This is a genomic window from Virgibacillus senegalensis (assembly GCF_000821245.2).
GTDB lineage: Bacteria > Bacillota > Bacilli > Bacillales > Amphibacillaceae > Sediminibacillus > Sediminibacillus senegalensis.
The window spans coordinates 887,518-912,854 of the sequence record NZ_LN611424.1 but is presented as its reverse complement, the minus strand read 5'-3'; the positions used below and the strand labels follow the sequence as shown (position 1 = coordinate 912,854).

At 42.2% G+C, this 25,337-nt stretch carries 25 protein-coding genes; 1 reads left to right on the top strand and 24 read right to left on the bottom strand.

Annotated features, from left to right (window positions below; genetic code table 11):
- Nucleotides 1–243 precede the first annotated feature (243 nt).
- The 24 genes from BN1067_RS08520 to BN1067_RS08405 all read right to left on the bottom strand — a co-directional run bounded on the left by BN1067_RS08520 (nucleotide 244) and on the right by BN1067_RS08405 (nucleotide 23,366).
- Nucleotides 244–681: an SMI1/KNR4 family protein gene (locus BN1067_RS08520; protein ID WP_026772187.1), complete on the bottom strand. Its 438-nt coding sequence runs from the start codon at nucleotides 679–681 to the stop codon at nucleotides 244–246.
- A 6-nt stretch (nucleotides 682–687) separates the two neighbouring features.
- Nucleotides 688–2,370 (bottom strand): hypothetical protein, encoded by a 1,683-nt coding sequence (locus tag BN1067_RS20155; RefSeq protein WP_053218450.1) that lies wholly within the window; start codon nucleotides 2,368–2,370, stop codon nucleotides 688–690.
- Between the two features lie 122 nt (nucleotides 2,371–2,492).
- Nucleotides 2,493–2,744 carry a hypothetical protein gene (locus tag BN1067_RS08510; RefSeq protein WP_053218449.1) on the bottom strand — a complete coding sequence of 84 codons (252 nt, stop codon included), beginning with the start codon at nucleotides 2,742–2,744 and terminating at the stop codon, nucleotides 2,493–2,495.
- A gap of 76 nt (nucleotides 2,745–2,820) precedes the next feature.
- Nucleotides 2,821–3,018 carry a hypothetical protein gene (locus BN1067_RS08505; protein ID WP_053218448.1) on the bottom strand — a complete coding sequence of 66 codons (198 nt, stop codon included), beginning with the start codon at nucleotides 3,016–3,018 and terminating at the stop codon, nucleotides 2,821–2,823.
- A 232-nt stretch (nucleotides 3,019–3,250) separates the two neighbouring features.
- Nucleotides 3,251–3,658 (bottom strand): hypothetical protein, encoded by a 408-nt coding sequence (locus BN1067_RS08500; protein WP_053218443.1) that lies wholly within the window; start codon nucleotides 3,656–3,658, stop codon nucleotides 3,251–3,253.
- Between the two features lie 16 nt (nucleotides 3,659–3,674).
- Complete coding sequence (locus BN1067_RS08495) at nucleotides 3,675–4,403, bottom strand: hypothetical protein (RefSeq protein ID WP_053218447.1); 729 nt, start codon at nucleotides 4,401–4,403, stop codon at nucleotides 3,675–3,677.
- A 74-nt stretch (nucleotides 4,404–4,477) separates the two neighbouring features.
- Complete coding sequence (locus BN1067_RS08490) at nucleotides 4,478–4,729, bottom strand: hypothetical protein (protein WP_110943388.1); 252 nt, start codon at nucleotides 4,727–4,729, stop codon at nucleotides 4,478–4,480.
- A gap of 15 nt (nucleotides 4,730–4,744) precedes the next feature.
- Nucleotides 4,745–4,987: a hypothetical protein gene (locus tag BN1067_RS08485; RefSeq protein ID WP_026772163.1), complete on the bottom strand. Its 243-nt coding sequence runs from the start codon at nucleotides 4,985–4,987 to the stop codon at nucleotides 4,745–4,747.
- A gap of 12 nt (nucleotides 4,988–4,999) precedes the next feature.
- Complete coding sequence (locus BN1067_RS08480; RefSeq protein ID WP_053218446.1) at nucleotides 5,000–6,949, bottom strand: hypothetical protein; 1,950 nt, start codon at nucleotides 6,947–6,949, stop codon at nucleotides 5,000–5,002.
- A gap of 127 nt (nucleotides 6,950–7,076) precedes the next feature.
- Complete coding sequence (locus tag BN1067_RS08475) at nucleotides 7,077–7,328, bottom strand: hypothetical protein (RefSeq protein ID WP_110943388.1); 252 nt, start codon at nucleotides 7,326–7,328, stop codon at nucleotides 7,077–7,079.
- A 15-nt stretch (nucleotides 7,329–7,343) separates the two neighbouring features.
- Nucleotides 7,344–7,586: a hypothetical protein gene (locus BN1067_RS08470; RefSeq protein WP_026772163.1), complete on the bottom strand. Its 243-nt coding sequence runs from the start codon at nucleotides 7,584–7,586 to the stop codon at nucleotides 7,344–7,346.
- 12 nt (nucleotides 7,587–7,598) lie between these two features.
- Nucleotides 7,599–8,438 (bottom strand): hypothetical protein, encoded by an 840-nt coding sequence (locus BN1067_RS08465; protein ID WP_234400653.1) that lies wholly within the window; start codon nucleotides 8,436–8,438, stop codon nucleotides 7,599–7,601.
- A gap of 151 nt (nucleotides 8,439–8,589) precedes the next feature.
- Nucleotides 8,590–8,997, bottom strand: coding sequence for a hypothetical protein (locus BN1067_RS08460; protein WP_053218443.1), 408 nt, complete (start codon nucleotides 8,995–8,997; stop codon nucleotides 8,590–8,592).
- 16 nt (nucleotides 8,998–9,013) lie between these two features.
- The gene (locus BN1067_RS08455; protein WP_053218442.1) at nucleotides 9,014–10,924 is read right to left on the bottom strand and encodes a hypothetical protein; all 1,911 of its coding nucleotides are present in this window, start codon (nucleotides 10,922–10,924) and stop codon (nucleotides 9,014–9,016) included.
- Between the two features lie 3 nt (nucleotides 10,925–10,927).
- A complete protein-coding gene (locus tag BN1067_RS08450) occupies nucleotides 10,928–11,266 on the bottom strand; it encodes a DUF5344 family protein (protein WP_051382196.1) in 339 nt (112 codons plus the stop codon).
- Nucleotides 11,267–11,968, bottom strand: coding sequence for a DUF5081 family protein (locus tag BN1067_RS08445; RefSeq protein WP_026772162.1), 702 nt, complete (start codon nucleotides 11,966–11,968; stop codon nucleotides 11,267–11,269). It lies immediately after the preceding gene.
- Nucleotides 11,965–12,264 (bottom strand): WXG100 family type VII secretion target, encoded by a 300-nt coding sequence (locus BN1067_RS08440; RefSeq protein ID WP_026571204.1) that lies wholly within the window; start codon nucleotides 12,262–12,264, stop codon nucleotides 11,965–11,967. The genes BN1067_RS08445 and BN1067_RS08440 overlap by 4 nt, the downstream gene beginning before the upstream one ends.
- 30 nt (nucleotides 12,265–12,294) lie before the next feature.
- Nucleotides 12,295–12,630, bottom strand: a complete 336-nt coding sequence (locus BN1067_RS08435; protein ID WP_053218441.1) for a hypothetical protein — start codon at nucleotides 12,628–12,630, stop codon at nucleotides 12,295–12,297.
- Nucleotides 12,614–17,152, bottom strand: coding sequence for a type VII secretion protein EssC (essC, locus tag BN1067_RS08430; protein ID WP_053218440.1), 4,539 nt, complete (start codon nucleotides 17,150–17,152; stop codon nucleotides 12,614–12,616). Before essC ends, BN1067_RS08435 begins: the two co-directional genes overlap by 17 nt.
- 44 nt (nucleotides 17,153–17,196) lie before the next feature.
- Nucleotides 17,197–18,492 (bottom strand): type VII secretion protein EssB, encoded by a 1,296-nt coding sequence (essB, locus tag BN1067_RS08425; protein ID WP_053218439.1) that lies wholly within the window; start codon nucleotides 18,490–18,492, stop codon nucleotides 17,197–17,199.
- A gap of 29 nt (nucleotides 18,493–18,521) precedes the next feature.
- On the bottom strand, nucleotides 18,522–18,779 hold the full coding sequence (locus BN1067_RS08420; protein WP_053218438.1) for an EsaB/YukD family protein: 258 nt from the start codon (nucleotides 18,777–18,779) through the stop codon (nucleotides 18,522–18,524).
- Between the two features lie 11 nt (nucleotides 18,780–18,790).
- Nucleotides 18,791–19,291 (bottom strand): type VII secretion protein EssA, encoded by a 501-nt coding sequence (essA, locus tag BN1067_RS08415; protein WP_053218437.1) that lies wholly within the window; start codon nucleotides 19,289–19,291, stop codon nucleotides 18,791–18,793.
- Entirely contained in the window at nucleotides 19,266–22,811 is a 3,546-nt protein-coding gene (gene esaA, locus BN1067_RS08410; RefSeq protein WP_053218436.1) for a type VII secretion protein EsaA, read from the bottom strand. The genes essA and esaA overlap by 26 nt, the downstream gene beginning before the upstream one ends.
- Before the next feature lie 258 nt (nucleotides 22,812–23,069).
- Nucleotides 23,070–23,366, bottom strand: coding sequence for a WXG100 family type VII secretion target (locus tag BN1067_RS08405; RefSeq protein WP_053218435.1), 297 nt, complete (start codon nucleotides 23,364–23,366; stop codon nucleotides 23,070–23,072).
- Nucleotides 23,367–23,873: 507 nt separating this feature from the next.
- On the opposite strand from BN1067_RS08405, the gene BN1067_RS08400 reads away from it, so the two are divergent.
- Nucleotides 23,874–25,061: an MFS transporter gene (locus BN1067_RS08400; protein ID WP_053218434.1), complete on the top strand. Its 1,188-nt coding sequence runs from the start codon at nucleotides 23,874–23,876 to the stop codon at nucleotides 25,059–25,061.
- Nucleotides 25,062–25,337 lie beyond the last annotated feature (276 nt).

Sequence of the window (25,337 nt, the reverse complement as noted above, 5' to 3'; positions counted from 1 at the left end):
ATAATATAACTATCGCTGCCATGTAAAATGTCATCTCGCCCATTTCTCTTTCTTATTCAGTTCCCGCAAAGTATCAAAACGATACTCCTTGATGGTACAAACATCATGAGCTTTCGATTTTCATGGAAATTATGTTCTTTTCGTCTACTTAACAGTAGTTGATTCAAATAAAGCAAAAAACCTTGAAAGGCAGTTCACAGCCAATCAAGGTCAATTAATTTTTACTTCTTCTACCAATTAAGCCTAACCCTCAATTAAATCTATATAATATTCATTATTATTGAGAAACTTTATAAAAAAATCCTCTAACGATTCAGCTATTTGAATATCGAAATAATATATTGGATTATTAACTAGTTGTAAATCTATTGAAATATAAACACCCTCGTTTACTTCAAAAAAGATAAGTTTATCTTCATCTTCAAAAAGTTCATCTAAATCTGGGTCATCTTCAAAAATACCTTCTCTTAATCTAATATCTGCTACAGCCCCTGGTCCCAATATTCTATTTATTGCATTAGCACTTTGACCTTTAATAAAACCATAACCAACTTCTAAATATAACTGTTTTAAATCATTTGGAAAATTGATGTCCATTCTTTGTTCAGCTTTTAAAATATCATCTTCAGATACCTTGTAAGTTTTATTTTCTAGTTCATTAATAAATTCAAAACCAGCCATGCTATTTTACCTCCTTGGAAATAGTTTACCTGCTGGAGCTCCCTTTCCATGTATCCCTGCTTGGTGTTCGTTAGGATATTTTGCTGGATGAATATTCCACCACTCATGAGGGCCCCCAAAGTTGTTCTCTATGATATGATGGGCATCATACGGTTGACCAATACTCCGAGCAACCTCTCCATTCTTATCAAACACTTCTTCTGTATATCTTGGCCACTTTTGATTGGTTTTTTCTTCCCACTCTGCAATCAATTTATCTTTCAAGCTCGATGTAAATTTACTTCTATGCTTAGCTGTCTCTTTTGGTGTCAATTTTTCATAGTTTTTGTTTCTCAAGGTTTCTTTTATAAGATGAATCTGCTCTTTATTAACCTTTCGTCCAGTTTTAGCCTCTATATCCCTCAGATAAGTTTTTGCTAAATCCTTATTAAGTTCACCCGTACCCTTAGCACCAGAACTAACTCTAACCCCGTCTGCCTTAGTTAAAGTATCCTTTATCTTGTTCTCAAAGAAGCGGGTATTTTCGGCAGGGATATGTACGTTGCCTAATTCATTCATGGAAACTACTCGCCGGGGCGAAGCAATATTTTTCGCAGAAGTGACCATACTGTCTGCTGCTTTTCCTGCGGATATCGCATCACGAATGGCCCTGTCCTTCAAAGCTGCTCCGGCGCTTTTCAGCCTTGCAGTCGATTGCCTTCCTACCGTGGTGACCATGTCCCCTACATGCCTCAGTTCCTGCTGCATGCCGGTTTTAACGCCCGCTTTTAGGCCGAATTGTCCTAGGTTTGCTGCCTGTTCGGCCATGCGAACCCCACTGCTGAATTTTTTGATTCCGGACACTCCCGGGACGATATCCAGAGGACTCAGGGCTCCTCGAAGCCACCGTTCCCCGGTACCCAGTTCCCTTCCAGAGGCCCAGTCTTTTCCGGTAACAGCCGTTCCCAGCTCCATTGTACCATATGCCGCCCCTACTGTAAGCGCTAAAGGGAACCCGACCGGCGGCACGACTACAGCTAAAACGGTAGCGCCGACAACGGCTGCCAACGCGCCGATATTGGCCCAAAACTCCTTGTTATGCTGCTGGTCCTTGATGGACTCATATTCAAAGGCGTTCATGTTGACCGCGGCCATGCGGTATTCTTCCTGGGTGAACTCCTGGTCAGGGTGCTGCGCTTTCCACATGTCGTATTCCAACTGCAGCTGTTCCGCATAGAAATTATCGCCGCTGAATAAATCATCCAGACTGACTTCTGTCTTCGGTACTTCCCGGGTTTCCTGCATGCCGTAACGCTGGTAGATCACTTGCTGTTCCGTCGCATCTATCCGGTTTTTCGTCGTATAGTTGGAAATAGTCGCATCCCGCATAGAGGATACAAATTTATCGATGTCTTCATGAAAAGGATCATCGATGGTGCGGTCAACTATATCCCCAACCTTTCCAGCAAAATGATGAAGAACTTTGAAATCCTCAAATAACGATTTATATTTTCCTTCCCGGTCGATGTGGGAAAAAGAAATCACGCCATCCCGGTCATATTTGGCAATATCCGATTCTGCGTCTTCCAGGTTTTCCGTTATGTGCCTTAAGTCATCAATCATGCCTTTTCCCCAGCGTCCAAGACCAATCAGATCGCCCAACCCGTCTTTCATCTTTTTCCAATGCGCCGGGATGTACTTTACATCCATTTATCAGACCTCCAATAATCCGTTTCGTAATTCGTCACTGACTTCCGCACATCTCTCAAGGGGTAAACATTTTCTATTTTAGAATAAATGGGTATATCCAATTAGCTTTCTTTCCGATTACACTAATTGTTTGTTCTATCATGTTGACTCAACACAATCTGATAAAAGTAATCAAAGGCATCATTTTCCTTATCTAACTCTTTTATAATGAAATGCCCACCTCGTTCTCTTGTTTCATAGACTTTCCATACGCCTTGGTCGTATACACAACCTAGCACTAGCGATTCATCTGTTATGTCATCTAGCACTAGAATATATTCACCAATATCTAGTTTTTCAGCTTCATATTTCTTTAGGAATTCTGTTTTTATCATTTTAACCTCTTAATTTTTAAATTGCTTAAACCACTTTATAATGTTTACGTGTTCAGTAGGGTTGTATATGAACTAATCAAGATAAGACGACTGCGTAATCTTCCTCTTCAAAGTTAGTGTTCATTTCATTTTTGCTGATTAGTTTCTTGCTGTGTCCATTTAATAAATATAAGTAATACACAAACTTAAAGAACGCATAATATGCCAACCAGTTATCTAAGGCTTCTGTCTTGATAACAATTTTCCGTTTTCGCCAATAAATTGGACCATACATTCCGTGTTATTAATCCCCTGTAGATAGTAAGTTCATTAATTCTCCATACTCTCTCAACCTAATCAACCTTCCATCTCATAAGAGGCATCGGTCATTTAGTTAAACTCTATTTCAAATCGCCTAGACACCTTGACTTTTAGGTTGTTGTTTTTTCCATCAACAAGGAATGTTCTCTTCATTTACCTAAACACCAACAAATTCATTTTATCTGTTTTGAACAGATTCCCCAGCATTACAGATTTTTTGTAAATTTCAAAACTTCAATTTCATCTTGTGTTACAATTTTCTCATAATAGTATTTGTCAGTTCGTTCAAATCCATTTTGTTTTGCAAGTTCTGCGTTAGTAGTGCCTAGCCTAAATTGTGAACCTGAAGCATTAAAACTCAAATTAAATATATGCCCTTTGTGTCTTGCTTTGTAATCAACTTCAAATATTTCGTCAATCTCTTTTTTCTTTACTTCCTTAATATACAGCCTGGGGAGATTGGTACTATCTTTAATATTGCCAGAATAAACCTTTTCTTTAAAACCATTGTTTAAATCGGCTAAATCTTCACTTACTAATCTTATATTATCTCCATTAATATTACTCACTCTAAAGATTTTATTTTTATATTTTGCAAATCTTCCTTTTTCCATACATTATCCTCCCTTACTATTTGACCGGTATAAACCTTTTTAGATCGCTATCATATATAGCTACTAATTTCTCAATTCCGTCCTTAACTCTATATAATTCAGCTCCATTATTAGGGAAATATCTACTATCAAATTGCCATTCCGGAACTAATTCGCCATTTCTGGATCCTGTAAAACCATTCTGTGTACAAGGTGGACCGTCTGTATTCGTTCCACCGAATCGTTTTCCATAGGGAATCTTAATATTATCTTCATTGTTAGTTGTAAATTTAATTTTTCCATAGCTATCCCCATCATCAGGAAATGGCCTACTTCCATTCCATGAAGTGTAGTCAAGGCGGAAAGATTCAACCACTTCACCATAGTTATTAATATGACCAACATCATCATACTTAGCAATATATCCACCTATTTCCGTATACTCACCAGATAAGTATTTTTCGATATCACTTTCTGGAATTGTTTTCTGTAACAGGGTATCTTTAGTAATAGGAGGTACCGAATCTCTTATTTCTTTCATAATACGAACTTCATTACTAGTTAATTCTGATACATGTTTTAGTTTTAATTCTTGGAAGTCACTCAACGTTAAATTATGTTTTTTTAAAACTTTTCCCACTTGTTTTTTGAAACTATTTTGGGATTCTACACCATCAAGGGTAGTTTTAACTTTACTTGCTTTATTACTAATTTCACCCGTCCCCTTAGCCCCTGAACTAACACTAACTCCTTCTGCCTTACTCAACGTATCTTTCACTTTATNAACATTTTCTATTACCAGAATAAGTTGGTAACCAATTAGATTTCTTTCCAGTTACACTAATTGTTTGTTCTATTATGTTGACTCAACACAATCTGATAAAAGTAATCAAAGGCATCATTTTCATTATCTAACTCTTTTATAATGAAGTGCCCTCCTTGTTCTCTTGTTTCATAGACTTTCCATACGCCTTGGTCGTATGCACAACCCAATACAAGAGGAGCATCCGATATCTTGTCGAGTATCATCATGTACTCACCAATATTTAGGCTTTCAGCTTCAAATTTCTTTATGAATTCTTGTTTTGTCATTTTAAATTGTTAAGATTAATCATTTTGTTCTATTAATAGCAGTTCATACAGTAAGTCAAAAGCTTCGCTTTCACTTTGGGTCTCTTTTATAATATAGTGACCTCCTCTTTCAAATGTTTTATAGACTTTCCATACGCCTTGATCATGAGCACAGCCAATCACTAATGGAGCATCCGTTATTTTATCAAGCACCAGAATATATTCACCTAAATTTATTTTTTTGCTATTATACTTATTAAGAAACTCTTGCTTTGTCATATTGCTTTCCTCCTAATATTCTGGAATAATTCCTATTCGTTCTAGCATCTTGGCATTTAACGGAGTGACTATTTGTTCCGCCCCTCCCTCCATTAATACTTCTCCTGTAGAGCTTTTTCTCCATGGTGCTGCTACACCTTTAAGTCCATAAGTTGCATCTATGTCACCTATTAGCCTCTTTGTATTTTCTTGGAAAGCTGAGTAACGTGCTTGAAAATCCAAAAATTCTACATTAGATATAGATTTTTTTCCATTCTCTAATGCAATTTTATTCAATTCTTCTAGACTTCCTTTTTTAATTGCATCAATTGCCTCAAAATAAGATTCATTGTCAAATGTACCAACGTGTCTTGCCGAAGGGTTCTCTAAGTAAGGAATAGCACGTTCATCATAGGTATAAGGTACTCCGTTATCAGGCAGTGTAGTGAAATTCTCTCCGCCTTTTCCACCTACTCTGTCCCAATTTTCTGGCAAAGGGTTACTTCTACTAACAGACTGAATGGATTCCTCTGCAAAACCCATTTTATCTGGCCAATCTATATTCATTCTGCCTTCTACAAACCCATTGTCCTTCAAGAATTTCAAGTCAGAGACGACAGTTACATCGCCTTTTACTTCTAATGCAGCATATGCTTCATGAATCATCTCAAACTTTTCTTCAATCGTTATATCTTCTCGTCTACCAATCTTATTAATATGGTCGAAATATTCTCCAGCATTTTTAAATTTCAAATTACTAGAAGTACTACTGCCAACTCCCACCCCCTCTGCCTTACTCAACGTATCTTTCACTTTACTCTCAAAGAAGTGGGTGTTTTCGGCAGGCATATGGACCTTACCCAATTCCTCCATGGCGACTACATTTCGGGTAGAGGTGATATTTTTGGCAGAGGTAACCATGCTGTCTGCTGCTTTGCCCGCAGAAATGGCATCCCGTATGGCACGGTCTTTGACTGCGGCTCCGGCACTTTTCAGCCTTGCTGTCGATTGTCTTCCTGCCGTGGTGATCATATCTCCTACATGCTTCAGTTCCCGTTGTACACTGGTTTTGATTCCTGATCTCAGCCCAAATTGGCCCATATCTGCAGCCTGGTTGGCTACACGGACACCGCTGCTGAACTTCTTCAGACCGGCGACGCCGGGAACAATGTCCAGTGGGCTTAAAGCCCCTCGCAGCCACCGTTCGCCTGTGCCAAGCTCTCTTCCAGATATCCAGTCCTCTCCGGATATCGCAGATTTTAATTCCATGCTTCCATAGACAGCGCCGAGGGCCAGGCCGGCAGGCGGACAAATGACGGCAGCACCGACTATTACAACAAGGGCTCCCAAATTCGCCCAAAATTCCTCGCTATGCTGCTGGTCCTTGATGGACTCATATTCAAAGGCGTTCATATTGACCGCGGCCATGCGGTATTCTTCCTGCGTGAACTCCTGGTCGGGATGCTCCGCTTTCCACATGTCGTATTCCAGCTGCAGCTGTTCCGCATAGAAGTTATCACCGCTGAGCAGGTCATCCAGACTGACTTCCGCCTTCGGCACTTCCCGGGTTTCCTGCATGCCGTAACGCTGGTAGATCACTTGCTGTTCCGTCGAATCTATCCGGTTTTTCGTCGTATAGTTGGAAATGGTGGCATCCCGCATGGTTGTTACAAACTTATCGATGTCCTCATGAAAAGGATCATCGATCGTGCGGTCTACAATATCGCCAACCTTTCCGGCAAAATGATGAAGAACTTTGAAATCCTCAAACAACGATTTATATTTTCCTTCCCGGTCGATATGGGAAAAAGAAATAACGCCATCCCAGTCATACTTGGCGATATCCGATTCTGCGTCTTCCAGGTTTTCCGTTATATCCTTTAAATCGTCGATCATCCCTTTTCCCCAGCGACCAAGCCCGATCAAGTCGCCGAGACCGTCCTTCATCTTTTTCCAATGTGCCGGGATGTACTTTACATCCATTTATCAGACCTCCAATAGCCCGTTTGAAACCCATAATTCGTCACTGACTTCCGCACATCTCTCAAGGGCTAAACATTTTCTATTACCAGAATAAGTTGGTAACCAATTAGATTTCTTTCCAGTTACACTAATTGTTTGTTCTATTATGTTGACTCAACACAATCTGATAAAAGTAATCAAAGGCATCATTTTCATTATCTAACTCTTTTATAATGAAGTGCCCTCCTTGTTCTCTTGTTTCATAGACTTTCCATACGCCTTGGTCGTATGCACAACCCAATACAAGAGGAGCATCCGATATCTTGTCGAGTATCATCATGTACTCACCAATATTTAGGCTTTCAGCTTCAAATTTCTTTATGAATTCTTGTTTTGTCATTTTAAATTGTTAAGATTAATCATTTTGTTCTATTAATAGCAGTTCATACAGTAAGTCAAAAGCTTCGCTTTCACTTTGGGTCTCTTTTATAATATAGTGACCTCCTCTTTCAAATGTTTTATAGACTTTCCATACGCCTTGATCATGAGCACAGCCAATCACTAATGGAGCATCCGTTATTTTATCAAGCACCAGAATATATTCACCTAAATTTATTTTTTTGCTATTATACTTATTAAGAAACTCTTGCTTTGTCATATTGCTTTCCTCCTAATATTCTGGAATAATTCCTATTCGTTCTAGCATCTTGGCATTTAACGGAGTGACTATTTGTTCCGCCCCTCCCTCCATTAATACTTCTCCTGTAGAGCTTTTTCTCCATGGTGCTGCTACACCTTTAAGTCCATAAGTTGCATCTATGTCACCTATTAGCCTCTTTGTATTTTCTTGGAAAGCTGAGTAACGTGCTTGAAAATCCAAAAATTCTACATTAGATATAGATTTTTTTCCATTCTCTAATGCAATTTTATTCAATTCTTCTAGACTTCCTTTTTTAATTGCATCAATTGCCTCAAAATAAGATTCATTGTCAAATGTACCAACGTGTCTTGCCGAAGGGTTCTCTAAGTAAGGAATAGCACGTTCATCATAGGTATAAGGTACTCCGTTATCAGGCAGTGTAGTGAAATTCTCTCCGCCTTTTCCACCTACTCTGTCCCAATTTTCTGGCAAAGGGTTACTTCTACTAACAGACTGAATGGATTCCTCTGCAAAACCCATTTTATCTGGCCAATCTATATTCATTCTGCCTTCTACAAACCCATTGTCCTTCAAGAATTTCAAGTCAGAGACGACAGTTACATCGCCTTTTACTTCTAATGCAGCATATGCTTCATGAATCATCTCAAACTTTTCTTCAATCGTTATATCTTCTCGTCTACCAATCTTATTAATATGGTCGAAATATTCTCCAGCATTTTTAAATTTCAAATTACTAGAAGTACTACTGCCAACTCCCACCCCCTCTGCCTTACTCAACGTATCTTTCACTTTACTCTCAAAGAAGTGGGTGTTTTCGGCAGGCATATGGACCTTACCCAATTCCTCCATGGCGACTACATTTCGGGTAGAGGTGATATTTTTGGCAGAGGTAACCATGCTGTCTGCTGCTTTGCCCGCAGAAATGGCATCCCGTATGGCACGGTCTNTTACCTAAACACCAACAAATTCATTTTATCTGTTTTGAACAGATTCCCCAGCATTACAGATTTTTTGTAAATTTCAAAACTTCAATTTCATCTTGTGTTACAATTTTCTCATAATAGTATTTGTCAGTTCGTTCAAATCCATTTTGTTTTGCAAGTTCTGCGTTAGTAGTGCCTAGCCTAAATTGTGAACCTGAAGCATTAAAACTCAAATTAAATATATGCCCTTTGTGTCTTGCTTTGTAATCAACTTCAAATATTTCGTCAATCTCTTTTTTCTTTACTTCCTTAATATACAGCCTGGGGAGATTGGTACTATCTTTAATATTGCCAGAATAAACCTTTTCTTTAAAACCATTGTTTAAATCGGCTAAATCTTCACTTACTAATCTTATATTATCTCCATTAATATTACTCACTCTAAAGATTTTATTTTTATATTTTGCAAATCTTCCTTTTTCCATACATTATCCTCCCTTACTATTTGACCGGTATAAACCTTTTTAGATCGCTATCATATATAGCTACTAATTTCTCAATTCCGTCCTTAACTCTATATAATTCAGCTCCATTATTAGGGAAATATCTACTATCAAATTGCCATTCCGGAACTAATTCGCCATTTCTGGATCCTGTAAAACCATTCTGTGTACAAGGTGGACCGTCTGTATTCGTTCCACCGAATCGTTTTCCATAGGGAATCTTAATATTATCTTCATTGTTAGTTGTAAATTTAATTTTTCCATAGCTATCCCCATCATCAGGAAATGGCCTACTTCCATTCCATGAAGTGTAGTCAAGGCGGAAAGATTCAACCACTTCACCATAGTTATTAATATGACCAACATCATCATACTTAGCAATATATCCACCTATTTCCGTATACTCACCAGATAAGTATTTTTCGATATCACTTTCTGGAATTGTTTTCTGTAACAGGGTATCTTTAGTAATAGGAGGTACCGAATCTCTTATTTCTTTCATAATACGAACTTCATTACTAGTTAATTCTGATACATGTTTTAGTTTTAATTCTTGGAAGTCACTCAACGTTAAATTATGTTTTTTTAAAACTTTTCCCACTTGTTTTTTGAAACTATTTTGGGATTCTACACCATCAAGGGTAGTTTTAACTTTACTTGCTTTATTACTAATTTCACCCGTCCCCTTAGCCCCTGAACTAACACTAACTCCTTCTGCCTTACTCAACGTATCTTTCACTTTACTCTCAAAGAAGTGGGTGTTTTCGGCAGGCATATGGACCTTACCCAATTCCTCCATGGCGACTACATTTCGGGTAGAGGTGATATTTTTGGCAGAGGTAACCATGCTGTCTGCTGCTTTGCCCGCAGAAATGGCATCCCGTATGGCACGGTCTTTGACTGCGGCTCCGGCACTTTTCAGCCTTGCTGTCGATTGTCTTCCTGCCGTGGTGATCATATCTCCTACATGCTTCAGTTCCCGTTGTACACTGGTTTTGATTCCTGATCTCAGCCCAAATTGGCCCATATCTGCAGCCTGGTTGGCTACACGGACACCGCTGCTGAACTTCTTCAGACCGGCGACGCCGGGAACAATGTCCAGTGGGCTTAAAGCCCCTCGCAGCCACCGTTCGCCCGTGCCAAGCTCTCTTCCAGATATCCAGTCCTCTCCGGATATCGCAGATTTTAATTCCATGCTTCCATAGACAGCGCCGAGGGCCAGGCCGGCAGGCGGACAAATGACAGCAGCACCGACTATTACAACAAGGGCTCCCAGATTCGCCCAAAATTCCTCGCTATGTTGCTGGTCCTTGATGGATTCATATTCAAAGGCGTTCATATTGACCGCGGCCATGCGGTATTCTTCCTGCGTGAACTCCTGGTCGGGATGCTCCGCTTTCCACATGTCGTATTCCAGCTGCAGCTGTTCCGCATAGAAGTTATCGCCGCTGAGCAGGTCATCCAGACTAACTTCCGCCTTCGGGACTTCCCGGGTTTCCTGCATGCCGTAACGCTGGTAGATCACTTGCTGTTCCGTCGCATCAATCCGGTTTTTCGTTGTATAGTTGGAAATGGTGGCGTCCCGCATGGTTGTTACAAACTTATCGATGTCCTCATGAAAAGGATCATCGATCGTGCGGTCTACAATATCGCCAACCTTTCCCGAAAAATCATGCAGTACTTTAAAATCTTCGAATAAGGATTGGTACTTTCCTTCCCTGTCGATATGGGAAAAAGAAATGACGCCATCCCGGTCATATTTGGCGATATCCGATTCTGCGTCTTCCAGGTTTTCCGTTATATCCTTTAAATCATCGATCATGCCTTTCCCCCAGCGCCCAAGCCCAATCAGGTCGCCGAGACCGTCCTTCATTCTATCCCAGTCTGCCGGGATGTACTTTACATCCATTTATCAGACCTCCAATTTTGCAATGATTTGTTCGGCAATTGCCTGGTCTGTTTCAATCATGGTGTTAAGGACATCGATGACGAGAGTGGATGCTCTTACGTAATTATCATAAAGATCCATGAACTTCTCGTTAGCTTCATCGTAAGCTTCCATCGCTTCCTTTGCCTTTCCTGCTTTATAATAGTCCAGCTCCCCGAGCTTCTTGATATAAGGGGTTGCATTGCTTTCCAATTCGGAAATGATCGATTCAAGCTGATTGAAGATAGAGGTTATTTCATCGGGATTGACATTGATTTTCGCGCCTCCAACTCCGGTACTTCCCATCGCAGCCGCTTTATGCATCTACTTCGCCTCCTTGTATGGGAATTCCATTTCATCAAAGAGAACTTTCAAGAACCAATACTGACTAGCATGATAATATTTACGCTGAACTGTATCCACCATGATCAGCTTTTCTTCTTTAGGGAAAACGAGCAACTGTTGATAGTAAGCAGGATTGCTTGCTTCCCGGTGTTTCTCATTTAAATGAAACAACTCAAGGTTTACCATCGAATCTCCAGGCTCTAGTTGTTCCGTTTCCCTTCTCTCTTTATTTGTCAATTCCTGTTTTAAAAAGTTCTTTTCTTTTTCCTCCGGTTCACGCGTAATCATCGGAAATTTTTCACTAAGAAGCTGCAATACAATCGCTTTTGAAATGACAAATAACTTGTAGAGTGCTTGTTCTTCTGTCTCTACCATCATTACTAACTCATCCTCATTGTCGGAAGGAAATCCGAACATCAAGTTATTAATCCGGACATATTTCTCACTCTGATAATAGTATTCCAGTGCTTGAATAATGATGGCTCCGCTTTTTGTGATTTTCCCTTCCCCGTTAAGAATGCCTTTTTCGATTAAACGGTTATGTGCCTGTTCGAATACTTCTTCCCCTTTGAGCTGATAGATTTGTTTTTCAGGCAGGCCGAAAAGGACATTTCCGCCAAACGCAGAGGCAAGCAGGTAAAGTTCAGGTACGTTAAATGTATCGGTTGACACGTTGCTCATAAGCTTCTCACTTCTTTCACCGAACTGTCATTACGAAAGTCGTCAATATAACGATCCAAGTTATCCAATGCTTTGGTTTGTAATGCCGACGCCGATTTCAAATCTTTGTGATATTGTGAAATGATTTCTAAGTAACTTAAAAAGCTGTCCCTTGATTTCCCGCTCCACTTTGCTGAGTGAACAAATGAAATGAGTTGCTCACATTGTTCATAAGTGGAATCAATCGTACTTTCCAGCGTACGGGCCGCCGCTCTTGCCTCATTCAAGCGATTGCCATCGATTCTTACCTCTCCCAATGATTATCACTCCCGTCAATCTTTTTTGTACTAATCTTCATCCGCTTCTTTTATAGCCAATTGTTTATAGTACTGGTAACGTTCATAAGCGCGGGAAGCCGCATGTACAATCTGGCTCCGTTTGTTTTTTTCATAGTTGAAGTACCGAAGCAGCTCCTGATTTAATTCCTCTCGTTTCGGGTCAAAGTCGTTAGACGGTATCTTGGAATTTGATAGATTAGGTACCGAACTGGTATAGCTGGAATAGGACGACTCTGCTTCGTTTACCAGTCTGTCATGATCCGCTTTTGCATCCTTCAGCTTATAGTATAGCTTCAAGTAGTCATCCCGCTTCTTTTCTGTTTCGGTTCTAAAAAACCATGACATCCTTTTCACTCCTTTTTATAAGAGGTGCCGCAACTTTTATTTTTTCCGACTTTCCTTGCTGGATATAGTAGGCTTCATAGGCCTCCAGGCTTGGCTCACGGTATGGCCTGTTGGCAACTTCCAATATATTCTGATCTGTTATTCTGCTAAGCAGCACACCGTTTTTTTGCTTTTTGATAGCTTGCGTAACATCGTCATATAAACGGTCGATGGCACTATGGACGGCACCGATGACAAAGTGTATTCCCATCCGCGGTCCGTTCTCCATGAGTTTTGCAATCGTCGTCTGAGTAGTGAGTGACATGGAATCGATGACGTGGGATGCATCTGTTACCAATACGATCATCGGGCGTATTTCTTCAAGAAAATCATTTACGGTTGCCTGGCCGCCTGTAGATGACTGGATTTCACGGAAAGCATCTTCTCTCGCTTCGAATAATTGCTGAAGCTGTCCTGCCATCTCTTCCATGGAAATTTCTCCGTCCGCATAAATATTCGTATGTTGTTTATGTGCTGCAAACCGAAGTGAAGCATTATCGATCAGTCCGATGTCAATATACTCGTTCGCGGACATACTGGTCAGAATCGTAAGGAATGTCTCCTCAATACCATCCATATTGTCGCCCAGCACCAATGTGTTCTGATCTTTTTCCACATCCAGTGCAACAGGCTCGACCGCTTCAAAGTCCACTGCGAACGGTATGCCGCCTTCGGAAATAAGCTTTTGTGTTTTTGAACGCTTGATAAAATCTTCGTATGCAAGCCTTTCGGGAACCATCGGTATCTCCTCCGGCCGTTCGCCTTGCCAGTGTTCATCCATTTCCTTCGCCGTCTGCTGGATCGCATCGATTACCTCGAGGGTTTCTTCTCCCTCTGCCGGCAGCATGGTCTGGAACAGAGCAGGGTCTTCCAGCTTGATGAGACCTCTTCCAGGAATTTCTTCTATCTCGATGTCGGTTTTGCCGACGATCGACCTAGCCTCTGTCGGTTCAATCAAGTACAGTGGTATCTGTGTTTTGATATTGGAAAGAAGCGGCATTTTCATGGCGCTTTGCCTTCCTGCACTGATGACGAGATGGATGCCGATACTTGCACCTTCTCGGGCGATTTGCGTGACCAGTTTTTCAAATTCATCAGAAAAATCTGCTTCTCTTACCGAATCGAAGTTATCGATCACGATGACGGTGTTCGGGACGTTGTCGCCGCTGGCCTTTTCGTACATTTCCATGTTGGCGACGCCGTATTGGCTCAGTTTTTGTTTTCGTTCCTTCATGGACGCTGTAAGCAGGCGGATCAGTTTTCCTACTTTCTCTTCCTCATCGACAAGGATGGTGTCGGCGACATGCGGAAACTGTTTCAGCGGAAGCAGGCCGTTTGTGCCGAAGTCCAGCAGGTATACGTGCAACTGCTCCGGGTTATGCTGCCGCACGAGGTCCATTACGACGGTTTGCAAAAAGGTTGATTTCCCATAACCAGGACTGGAAAAGACGGCTGCATGGCCATCCTTGCCCAAGTTCAAGGTCAATGGAGACTGGGACTGCAACTCCGGCTGGTCCAGCAAGCCGATGGTAGCCTGCAAAGCTGTCTTCGGCTTCTGCCATTCTTCTTCGTAATTCACCGGGTGCAGGTCCGCTGCTTTGATCCTTTCCGGAAGCGGCGGCAGCCACGGTCTTGGCAGCTGTTCTATCTGCTGGGCTTCCGTATAGTCAGCGATATAATCGATGACGGCATCCAGCTCGGTCGGTGTCTTCTCAATTTCTTGTTTGTTATCCAGTCCACTTAAATCTTCGGTCAGGATATCGTACTGGCCGAGTTCGTTGATTGCGTAAATCGTCGTATCCACGTACTCCTGATCCTGTTTATCCGGCACATAATCGGCACCGCTCCAGGCGCTTTGGAACAATTCATAAATTTCATTGTTTCCCACTTGCAAGTAAGCGCGCCCAGGCAGCGTGATTTCCGCGGCGTCCGGTGTTTTCAGGATTTCGTTGGAATCTCCTTCGTTCTGCACCTTGAGGGCGAGCTTGAATTTGGAGTTGGACCAGATTTGATCGTCGACCACGCCGCTCGGTTTTTGCGTGGCGAGTATCAAATGAATCCCGAGTGAACGTCCGATCCGCGCCGTCGATACCAGTTCCTTCATAAAGTCGGGCTGCTCGGATTTCAATTCGGCAAATTCATCGGATATCAGGAACAAATGCGGCATTGGCTCACTTGCCTCTCCCTGTTTGAATAGCTTTTGATATTGATTGATATGGTTGACATTGTGCTCTCCGAACAAACGCTGCCGTTTCTGCAATTCCGCTTTGATGGAAGCCAGCGCCCGCATCGACTGGGCCCGGTCCAGGTTGGTGATCGTTCCGACCAGATGCGGCAGATTCCGGAATAAATTCGCCATGCCGCCGCCTTTATAGTCGATCAACAGGAAGGCGACTTCATGCGGGTGGAAGTTGACACCCAGCGATAGAATGTACGATTGAATGATTTCCGACTTACCGGAACCGGTTGTACCAGCGACAAGTCCATGGGGACCGTGCGCTTTTTCATGCAGATTCAACTGGACGATGTCCTCTTTTCCGCGCAGTCCTAACGGTACGGCCAAACTCTTATATGTCTCGTTTTTTACCCAGCGCTCGGCAATCGCCAATTCGTTCACTTTATCCACTCCATACATTTCCAGGAAGGTCACGCTTTCCGGGATGGAGTTCTTCAGGTTTTGCAAATGGTTGATCGGTGCCAGGGCGCGTGATACTTCCTCTTTATCAAATCCTTGTGGAAAATGGTCTGGTGAAAAGTGTTTGTTGACGAGTTCGCCTTCTTCGAGCACAATCGTTCCGTTATTGGCATCCCGTATATCGATGACTGTTTTGACATGCTCCGGCAAGGCGTGCATCACATCTTGCACGAATACGAGCGAAACACCTAACTCACTCGGGTCTTCATTAAAGAATTCCATGATGGTATGATCAAGGATCATTTTTTCGTCCGTGATCAGGATGGCATAATGCGGAGAAAAATAGATTTTCTCCCTGTTGTTGTTCCCTTTTTCATCCAGTGTCTGCTTGCGCTCCTTCAACACCTGATAAAGGGAGTGAAGCACCTGGTCACGCGAGCGCTCATGGTAGACAAAGCCTCGCACGTTGACATCGCGGACACTTGCATGGGGAAGCCAGCGCATCCAGTCCCACTTTCCTTTTTCTTCTTCCGGAAAAATGGTGACAAACTGCAAATCATGGTAGCTGTGGAACAAGGATAGCTGCATGACCATCAGCTGAAGCTGTTCCAGGACAAGCGGCCGCTGTCCGATATAACCGACCGGCCCCTTCATCAGCGATGCGGGCACAGGGACATCTTTCAACGTTTGATATTGGGACAGCAAATGCCGGGCTTCATCGACCAGCTCATCCTTTTCCTGGGTGAATTCTTCTTCATTAAACTCAATCGAAAAGCTAGTGTCGACTTCGCCGAGCCCGGTCCGGTAATTTAGGAAGTCATGATGGTAAACCGTCTTTTCGTAAATGCGGGCCTGGACGCCGACTGCCATGTCGCGGATTTCTTCCACGCTTGGATAATGGTAGGTCAAAGCATGGCGTTGCTCCTCTGTTGCCGAGTACAGCTCCTTCGTTTTCCGCTGCAAGTAGGCTTTGTAGCTTGCTTCCCTTTCCTTCATGTCGGCATTGTACTTTTTCACATTCTTGATGTAGGACGAGATGGAGAAAATAATGGTGACGACCGTTACCGAAAGCATGACCATAATGTAAATTCCCCGTGGTTGAACCAGGGAAATCAGCACCAGTGCAACCACCATGACAAGCGGAGGCACGATCGTACGCGCCAGCTGTTCGCTCGGCTTGGAAGGTTTGTTGGATGGCTTGGCGATGGTACGTTTTTCCTCTGGCTCCCGGTAAATGATCCGGGGAGAACGATGATAGTCCGGATACTCTTCTGTGTAAGGAGTGGTAACGTGGATCAGTTCTACCAATTTACATGTGAAACGTTGCCTGGAGGCGGTGATATGAATCTCATTTTCCCCGACGGAAAACAAGAAACCGTCAATAAATAGCTGATCTCCGGGCTGGATCACCGCATGTTCGCTGCCGCCGACAAAATTGTGATAAACATTACCCGCGGTGACTTCCAAAGCAAACGCCCCATTCTCCGGTAATCTTTTTAGCACAAAATCGGCTTCCGATTGACGAAGCGTTATGTCATCATAGGCGTTAGGGCCAACTGTCACGATGTCCTTGCCCGCTGTGTCAAATGCATGCAACTCATCTGTATCGAGAAGAAAAGCATCGAGCTGCTCGTCAGCAACTTGTATGGATACATGCTCCTCTACCTTGTTTCCTTCGATGGTGCATCGGCTGCCGTCCCATTCCACTGACAGGGATCGTTCCATATCCGGAAACGCAAGTGCATCGGACCAATCCGGCCCGATTGTCACCTGTTTTGCTGCCGATTCGTATAAATGGCATTTATGTAATTGTTGCCGATAAGTAACCATAAGTAGTTTTTCCGCCATCTGTTTCTCCCTCTCTAACCCTTTTGCAATTGGAACAAATGAAGTCATTCATCGTTGTTTTCTGTTTGTTCTTGAGAATCGTTTTCTTGTTGTTCCTCTTGCTCGCTTTCCGCTTCATTTAGTGGTTGTTCTTCTTGTGCTGCTTCCGCATTGTCCTGTATAGCATCGCCGGCTTCTTCCGCATCCAAATTGTACTCTTCACGGTAACGATTCAGCTCATCCTTCAATTCGTTGACCAGTTCATCCCGTTCGCTTCCGGATAAATCGGGGTTGTTTTTCGCCTGCTCGATCTTTTTGATCAAGCCGTACATGATCAGCTGCGGGTCATCGATATATTTTGCTGTTTCAAGCGCCTGGTCGAAATCCCCCCGTCCGTTATAAATCCAGTAAAGCAGATAGTTTTCATCACTTTTCAAACTTACATTATTGAGGATGACTTCCTTTTCGGAATCCGATAAGCTCTCCACATTGATGTAAGCATTGGCCAGTATATATTTTGTCTGCTGTGGCAGTTTTTCCGGATTTACATCTTCCAGTGTCGAAATCACGCCACTGTTGGATGAGGCAAGGTATTCACCATGAGCTGTCAGCAGGTCATCCTGAAAAGGGACTTTCATCAGCCCATAATAGACAACCGGGACAGCCAGCAGTACGGCCGCGACCATCATTCCGATGGAAAGCTGCTTAAAGAGCTTGAAGCGCTTTGTCGGAACCACAGACATCGTCTTTTCCGTTTTACGCTGCTCCTCTTGATAACTTTCCAGCAGATAGGCATGTAGCTCTTCCAGATCATCTATCTCGCTCACTTTCCGCTGAAAATCGGTTTCTTTCACATCGTTCAGCGAGCCATTGTAAAGCTGGTCAAAATCGTATTTTCTGGAAAAGAGGGCAATGATAAAGCACTTATATTGCTTCAAAAACGCGCTTTCTTCCATTTCATAAGGCGGGACAAGTCCGCGGATCCCACGGTAAACGACGACAGGCATGAGATTGTCATCGAAAACTACATTGTCCGGATGCAGAAAAAAAGTAATTCTAGTAGATAGATAGTGTTCCAGTTTTCCTACATTGCATAGAAGCCTTAATTTTTCGTTGCGCTGAAGCTTCAAAATTTGCTTCCACTGCTTTCTTCTGCTGTCCACCTGGAAATGGAACTGGAACGAATCTGCTTTCTCTTCGACCGTCAGCGGACAAAGGTATTCGGAAGGCTGCAGCATCACATCCATCTGCCGGATATCCTTTATATTGGTTTGGGATTTTGGCAGCTTTAAATGCCAGCTGTTCTTTTCTGTCACAAACGGAAGTGACAGATTTTCAAACTGTAATGTCTTTTCCTTCATTTCAACTGACTCCTTTTGTCTAGTAACCCTTATAATACAAGCAGGATATCTCCATCCGTCACAGGATAATCGATTAACATATCATCGTCAGCAATCAGGAGATTCTTGGTTACCACCTTGATGCTGCTGCGGGTGTTTTCTTCATCCGTTAAATTCAATGTATCCATCACATATTGAAGCAATTGTTTTACGGATACTGAAGAGGGGATACGAAGATCGTAGACTCCGCCCCCGTTTATTCGTTTTCTGAAATCCATCGTCACATTGATATGGGTGTCCTTTGCCATGTGTCAATCTCCTAACCAAGTGTTTTTTGCATCATGATGTAAAGTCCACCTGTTAAAAAAAGAGCTGCTCCTGTCAAAGCCATTAAAACGGTGCTTCCAAGGCCGTTATTCCTATCTTCCGTTTCTTGTTCCTCTTCCACAGTTGTTGTAGAGGCAGTCAGGCTATAGTTTTCTTTAAACAAGGATTCCCTTGTCGCATGCAGTTCCGCTACTGGCTCTTCTTTCATGGTAAACAGCTCTTCTTCCAGCGCTTCCATCGATTGGTTGTTTTTGTCTTCAACTTGCTTGATGGTTGTAAAGGTTTCTTCTGCAAACAGGTCAGGAAACACTTTATCCAATTCTGTTTCCTTATTGGATTGATTCTCTTTTTTCTCCTGTTTGATCCGGTCGACCTTCATTTTTAAAGAACCATCGCTATCGGCATATACTGCCGGTGCTGCGTAAGTAGTCAGCACCAGCAGTGCGGTGGCAAGGAAAAGAGAATGTTTACCCAGCTTCTGCTTCACTTTCATCTTCCATGTCCCCTTCATTGTCTGCACGTTGCAGAACAAATAAATTTGCTAAAGATCCCAACACAGCTACGGCGATGATAATAAGCAATGACATTTGATAATTCGCTGTGTCCCGCCAGATTTCCATCAACAGAGATTCGACATAATGAAGCGGCGAGTAAGTTTTCAAGTAGTCGATTCCAGCAACACCGGAGCCAAAGGCATTTTTACCAAATAGATACAGACTCAATACCATGAGCAGAAGGAACATACCGATCATTTTCAACTGTCTCAACAAGTAAGTAGCAACCAGCAGCATGCCGGTAATCAGAAGAATGATCACCCCTGTGAGCAGGAGTAGTGCTTTATCTGTTATCCCCATTGAATAGCCCGAAACGACTCCAATGATAAGTCCTTCCAGTACCCCGATTCCCGCTGTAATCATTGTGATTGGGGCATTCAAACCTGCCAATGTTTTTTCTGATTCGAATGCATTTTCTTCACGGCGTTTCTGGTTGATTGTCGAGATGACATAAGCAGTGAATAACACGACGATAAAGCAAATCAACACTAGGTAATATGGTGTGAAAGTGTTTTCAGTCGTCGCTGCTGCTACTTTGCTATTGGTACCCTGGTTGCTCGTCTGGACTGGGTTGGACAGAAAGTCATATAACTCTTCATTCTGCCTATCCCCGACTCTGCTGTTCGCCAGCACACCTTTGAAGTTCTCGGCGAATTCCTGATCAGTCAGAAGCTTATTGGTCATGTCGACGGACAATGTTTCTGCCTGACTCACCAAGTCTGTACCGCTTTCTTGGATCGTTGTTGCCTGTTCATCGATCTGGTCGAATGTGTCGTAAACCGTCTCGGCAGAAGTCAAGTTGCCCTGCGCCTGTTCGGATAGACTTTGACTAGCTGTAAGCAGTGGCTGAAACTCCTGGTCGAGTGCCATAATCGCTGTTTGTTCTTCTTCTTGATTGGTTTGCAGCTGCTTGTTGGATTCCAGTAGCTGCAAGCTGTTTTCCCGCCATGCTTCGACGTCTGCCAAGGTTGCAGCAAGGTTCTTGTTAAGTCTCTCCGCCTCTTTAGCGGTTGTATTGATGCGTTCAACAAGTCTGTCAGCATTCAATTTGGCTTGTTGCACTTGGGTCTGATAGATACCAATTCTGGTCTTCAGGTTATCCCAAGGCTGTCGGATTTCTGCAGTAACATCGTTTACGATTTTTCCTACGATATAGTCTTTTAGCAACGTTTTGATATCTTTTTCATTGAATAGATAGTACAGTGAATTTTCTGTTGCTAGTTCTTTAAGGCTATCCCTGTCATTCAGACTCTCTAAGAAACCGTCTGAGGAAATATCAAAACCATAGTAAGCTTCAAAAGCTGAATACAACTTATAATATGGAGCAACTTTATTAATAGCTCCATTGAACAGTAATTGAGTAGTATCATCCATTTTTTTCACAGGGGTTAGGACCGTTCGATTGATTTGATTATTAATTATCTCTACTACTTCAACTTCTGTTTCTTCTTCCGGTTTATCATTCGGGTCTTCTTCATTACCAGACCCTGGTTCTTCTGTTTCAGGCTCTTCTGGAGGTTCATTTGTTTCAGGTTCTTCTGGATTATCACTTACTTCCGATTCACTAACGTTTACCTCTGCAGCCCCTTGCTCACTACTATTAACATTATTTTGATTTACCTCAGCATCTTCTTGATTCTTCTCAATGTCTGATTGGACTGCTTCTTCATCTGATTTAGAAACCGTAGTACTTGCAACTAACGAAACATTCTTCTCTTGTAAAAATGCTGTTTTTGGTTTATCTTCTTTTGTTATATTTTTTTGTTTCAAATTCCATGTCCACTTGATGGGTTGATATATATCAATAGTGCTATTTTCTTTTAGCTTCAGGGTGATCTTAATATTAAATTTACCTTCCTCATTTGGAGAAAGATTAACTTTTCCTGTATCTCTATAAACATCCGTGTAATTTTTAAAGTCCTTTTTTCCAGGAAGTTTTAATTGAAGATTCGCAACTTCAAATTGTGGATCCCCTTCTGGCAATTCCAACGTGAAGACTTGCCCTTCATTCTCATTTTTAGGAATGTGGACAGTATCAGAAATTTCCACGCCATTAGATTTTAAATGATTTTTCACTTCGGTAATATGTTCTTCTAAAATATTTCCACTATCAGGCGGGAGTGAAATATCCGGGTCAAATACCTTTGTAACTTTAATTATTTTTCTAATCTCTTTTAATGTATTCTCAGTTAAACCAAAATCCTTCAACTTATCTTCATCAAGTGTCGGGAGCTTAGTAATTTGATTTTTAATATAATTTCTCGCTAAATCGTCCTGGGCTTCAAGCAAATTATCTAATGGTTCACTTTCCCCCTCAAACGCTTCGTCTAGATAAGAAGAAATACTTGCCTTGACCTTTCCAGTGTACCCGCCTTCGTTATCCGGGTTCAGCCGGTTGTCTATTTCGAGCTGAGTCGCTTCGACATTTGCCAGCGATTCATTCAAATGCTGTTGCAAGGCAGCCGCGCCCAGCTTGATGTTATTTGTCGGCGCTTGGGGAACACTTTGCCGGCTGAGCATAAACGTTGTGACCGGCGGTTCTTCTGGCTGGCTGTTGTTCTGTTGCGCAAACTGATTATTGATATGGATATTGGCCTGCTTTAAGTTTTCCAGCTGCTGCTCGACATCGTATTGGTTCAACGATTCGTCAAATTGATTGATAGATTGAGAGAAATCGAGCGTTTGCGAGCTGTTGTTTTCAGCTAACTGGAATACATCCTCCATTCCTGATCGGTAATTTTCATCCAGCTCAGCGTTTTCTGCCAGCTGCCTTTCAAAGTCCTCCACTAATTCCTGGAAACCTGCAAAACTGTCTTTTGACATCTGGGTATTGTCTTTTATTGCTCCAAATTGATTCGTATAGTTTTCCAATGTGCTATGGATTTCCGTATTAAATGTTTGTGTATATAACGCTTGTTTGGAAATGATTTCTCCAATATTATCTTGAGCGTCTTGTAAGTTGCCGACGATGCTGGCAAAGTACACATCGATAATCCTGCGGTTGAAATCGTTCAGTATGTTACTTGCCGTTTTTTCAGCTTCTGTTTTAATTTGCTCGTCGTCCGAGGCATTGATTTTATAATTCAGGACAACTTGTTCGGGGTTTTCCGACTCGATGGAGAGAGCTTTTTCGGAAAAATCATCCGGGATGACGATCATCATATCGTATGTATTCCGTTCCAGACCGCTTTCAGCCACTCCACGGCTGACAACAAACCAGTCATGGTCGTCCCGGTTATTGATACTTTCCATAAACGCATCACCAAAAGCCAATGCTTCTCCACTCAATGAAGCACCCTTGTCTTCATTGACCAAAGCAATGGCCATCTTTTGCGTATTCTCTGTTTCTTTTGATTCCGACTCTGCGGTCTGCCTGTTTAACGCTAGATAGGATAAGCTAGAACCAAGAATAAGAATTAAGAGCAAAAATAATAACCAGCGTTTATCAAACTTTTTCATATATGACAACTCCTACTAAACCATTTGTGATGTGCGTTCAAAAAGTCAGCCGAGTCAGCGAAGTTACTTTTAAAGTACTCCGATTGTCTGGGGGTATAAACATAGAAGTGTAAGTCGTGGTACGGCCGGCTTCAACGGCCAATAATCCTTCGTGGCTCTTTGAACAAATGGGCATTCTAGATTCATAAACTGATAGATAGTGACAAGATTCGAGCTGCACAACGACGGCCGTGCAGCTCTTCCAAGTGAGGTCGAATTTTATCTGAGCCCGAAATTTTGTGACAATGCCTCATCCTGTTGGGCAACAGCTTCAGCCGTTTTGGTCAACTGCATCTCAATCTCCTGCATCAATTGGGAAAAGTCCTGGACTCTTGGCTTCAACTCTCTGAACTGGTCGTCGAAGCGTTCAAAAGCACGACCTTCCCATTCTCCTCGAAGCTCTTCCTGTAGGTTGGTTAAATCTCTTAAGATTTGCTCGATTTGTTGCGAGCTTTGACCATACCTTTTTGCTCTTGCCTGCAACTGATCAGGCGTCATACGAATTTGTCCTGCCATACGTCTCATCTCCCTTTAAATTTTAGTTTCAGGTGAAGGGTTGAAAGTAAAAATTTGTTATGTGTCTGCTCCTTCTTACTTAAGGCTAATGAACCAAAAATTTACTGTCAACTTACTTCCTGTCATTTTTTGAAAATTGATATTTTGGCACTAAATTTTCCATGGTATAAATAACCAATTTTTATTTTTTGGGTATATATACCTCCATTAATATTAGGATAAATTACCCGCATAATTTATTTTTAGTTCAATAGTCTAATATCTTGAATTAAAGAATTTTGATATCGAGTAGTTCTTTAGCCCAGTAGACAATCAGCGATTTTTTTATTGTTGGATATAATTCAAATAATGAGATTGGACATAGGAATAAAACATGAATACTTACTGTCAAAAAGCGGGAACATACAACTAATTATTCGCCGTTTTTCGAAAAACAAGCATATATATTTTCATATAAAAAATCTCGTGTATAATATATTTCGAGCTTCGAAAGAAAGGGAGAGCTGCATGGCAGAACATACAATTAGTAACACTGCTTCAAAAGAAAAAATTTGGACAAAGGACTTTGCCCTGATTTGCTTGGCAAACTTTTTTATTTTTCTGGGGTTTCAAATGACCCTGCCGACCATTCCACTGTTTGTTCAGCACTTAGGTGGTAGTGATCAGTTAATCGGTATCATCACTGGTATTTTCACGTTTTCCGCATTATTATTACGCCCCTACGCTGGCCACGCATTGGAATCAAAGGGCAGACAGTTTGTTTATATGATAGGTTTGGCGATTTTTGTTATTTCCGTTGGTTCCTATGCCATTATTGCCAGCATTGCATTTCTATTTCTCATGCGGGTTATTCAAGGTGTTGGATGGGGATTTTCCACAACTGCCACCGGGACAATTGCCACTGATTTAATTCCGCCCAAACGGCGAGGAGAAGGAATGGGGTACTTTGGTCTGTCGGGTAACCTGGCACTTGCATTTGGTCCGGCTCTCGGTTTGACGCTGGTAGGAAAAATATCCTTCACACAGTTGTTTTTGATATGTTCTGCACTGGGATTAGTGGCCCTTGTATTGTCGACTCAAATCCGATACAAGAAAGTGGAACAATCCAGCCATAAGACCGTTCCCGTTAAGTTTGATATTTTCGAAAAGAGCGCCATTACGCCTTCCGTTCTATTGTTCTTCATCACGGTGACCTTTGGCGGGATTGCCTCTTTTCTGCCTTTATATACCGCTCAAAAAGACATCGGCGGCATTGAAGTGTACTTTCTTATTTATGCCCTGTTTTTAATGGTCTCTCGCACATTCGCTGGTAGATTGTATGATAGAAAAGGCCACCTGTTGGTATTTCTTCCGGGCACCTTAATGATTCTTTGCGCTATGATGCTGCTGGTCTGGCTGCCTAATTCGCTGGTATTGTATATCGCTGCAGCCTTATATGGACTTGGATTCGGAAGTGTACAGCCCGCCCTTCAAGCATGGTCGGTCGATGAAGCACCATCGAACCGGAAGGGGATGGCAAATGCCACTTTCTTCTCGTTTTTCGATTTAGGGGTCGGGATAGGCGCCATAGCATTTGGCCAAATTGCCAATGCTTTTGGTTACAGCTTCATTTACGTGACAGCAGCGGCGTCCGTATTCATATCCATGCTGCTGTACATTATCCTATTGGTCAATAGCAGCAGAAAAACCGCATAACACCAAAACCTCCGCGAGCTTCGCCAAGCCGCGGAGGTTTTTTATAAGAGCCAAAATAGGGGTCAGAAAGAAGGGGAAAAGAGGGGTCAGTCCCCGAACGGGACAATCCAGCTCTTTGTAGCCATTTAGCTCGCTATCGGGGACTGACCCCAATATAGACGTTTAGTACCAAAATTCCTTAAATAGAGGGATTTCTCTCCAAAGAATCATAAGAACTACGCCATTTTGACTGTTAGTGGGGTCAGTCCCCAATCAAGCACATAAGGGGAAACGTTT